This is a genomic window from Candidatus Latescibacterota bacterium, assembly GCA_019038625.1.
Classification (GTDB): domain Bacteria; phylum Krumholzibacteriota; class Krumholzibacteriia; order Krumholzibacteriales; family Krumholzibacteriaceae; genus JAGLYV01.
In genome coordinates this window covers 1-1,208 of record JAHOYU010000141.1, presented here as the reverse complement: position 1 = coordinate 1,208, position 1,208 = coordinate 1, and the positions used below count along the sequence as shown (strand labels likewise).

Here is a 1,208-nt window from a genome sequence, read left to right as displayed (position 1 = left end):
TTGTGCCTTCGAAATTGTGTCTATCTTCGCACGACTGACAATCACATGAAAATCTAGTACCCGTAACTCAAGGAATGCTCACGATTTCGGCTCAAACCTCGTGTCCTGACCCTCCCAGCATAGTATTCACCCCAACGAACTGGCAAACTTCGCCGACTTCGGAACTGTCTCCGGTCCAATACCGACTGTAAATCCAACGGCTCGGATAGCATGCCCCGCATCATCGCAGGAGTCGGACTACCTCGAACCTTCTCTCGACGGCCCTTCATGTAATTCCGCCAAACCAACAAAATCGCCAACCGCTCGGCACTACGCTGCCGACGCTTCGACCAGGCGATCGTCTCACGCTTGTGGTTGGCGTTGCTGTGCCGAATGATCAGGTCCAAAAGGTTCACCTCCCACAACTGGTTGTGCTTGTCCCGATGCTCACGGCCAGGGGTGACATGATGGTCCAGGTCGCACTTCATCCCCCTAATCGGACGCCGGTAAGCCGGATGGTCATCGCTGAAGATTCGGGCACTGGGAACTGATTTCAACGTTACCTCCAACAGTTCACCCATGTCCTTTTCAATAGCCTTCGGATCCGGCCTGCCAAGAGATCTTTCTAGCTCCTGGCGACGCCTCTTCTGGTGCGATGCCATCCTTCCCTTACGCCGCAACTCACTGTCGGTGAAATAGATGAAGAAATCGGTTCCCTTTTCCACTGCGACATGATGGTGAAAGGGAAAGTACTGGCTGAGTTCGAAGGACTCAAAACCATCGACGACGATATCGGCTGCTGGCGGGGCATTTTCCATCAGTTTTTCATGCAAGAGCAGGCAGTGCCGGCCGAGTCGGGAGATGTGTCGGTTGACCGTTTCTGGAGCTACTTGTAAATCACGGGCGATTTGACGGTTGGCCATTCCGCCGATGGTCTTCATGAAGATCATGGAATCGAGTTGGGGCAGTTTTTGCCAGTAGGTGGTGCTGAAGGTTTGACTACTGAAGGATCGTTTGCAGTGACGGCATGTAAACCGTTGGATACGGCGTGGGAATTGGCTCCTGATGAAGAAGCCGCATTTCTTGAATCTCCACCGAGGCGTTAAATCCTTGTGGAAAGGGCAAGTGGGGTTGGGGCAGTGTGGCGGCACCCAGGATATTTTGTGTGTTGGACAACGAAACATGTCTGGTCAACTGCAAGCAGCCGACCAGACACAATTTCGGAGGCA

2 protein-coding genes are annotated in these 1,208 nt (G+C 53.1%); both read right to left on the bottom strand.

Annotation, left to right across the window (positions count from 1 at the left end; genetic code table 11):
- Positions 1-53: 53 nt before the first annotated feature.
- The gene (locus KOO63_10795; protein ID MBU8922292.1) at positions 54-920 is read right to left on the bottom strand and encodes a hypothetical protein; all 867 of its coding nucleotides are present in this window, start codon (positions 918-920) and stop codon (positions 54-56) included.
- Between the two features lie 58 nt (positions 921-978).
- Positions 979-1,208, bottom strand: a 230-nt coding sequence (locus tag KOO63_10790) for a hypothetical protein (protein MBU8922291.1), incomplete at its 5' end; no start/stop codon positions are given.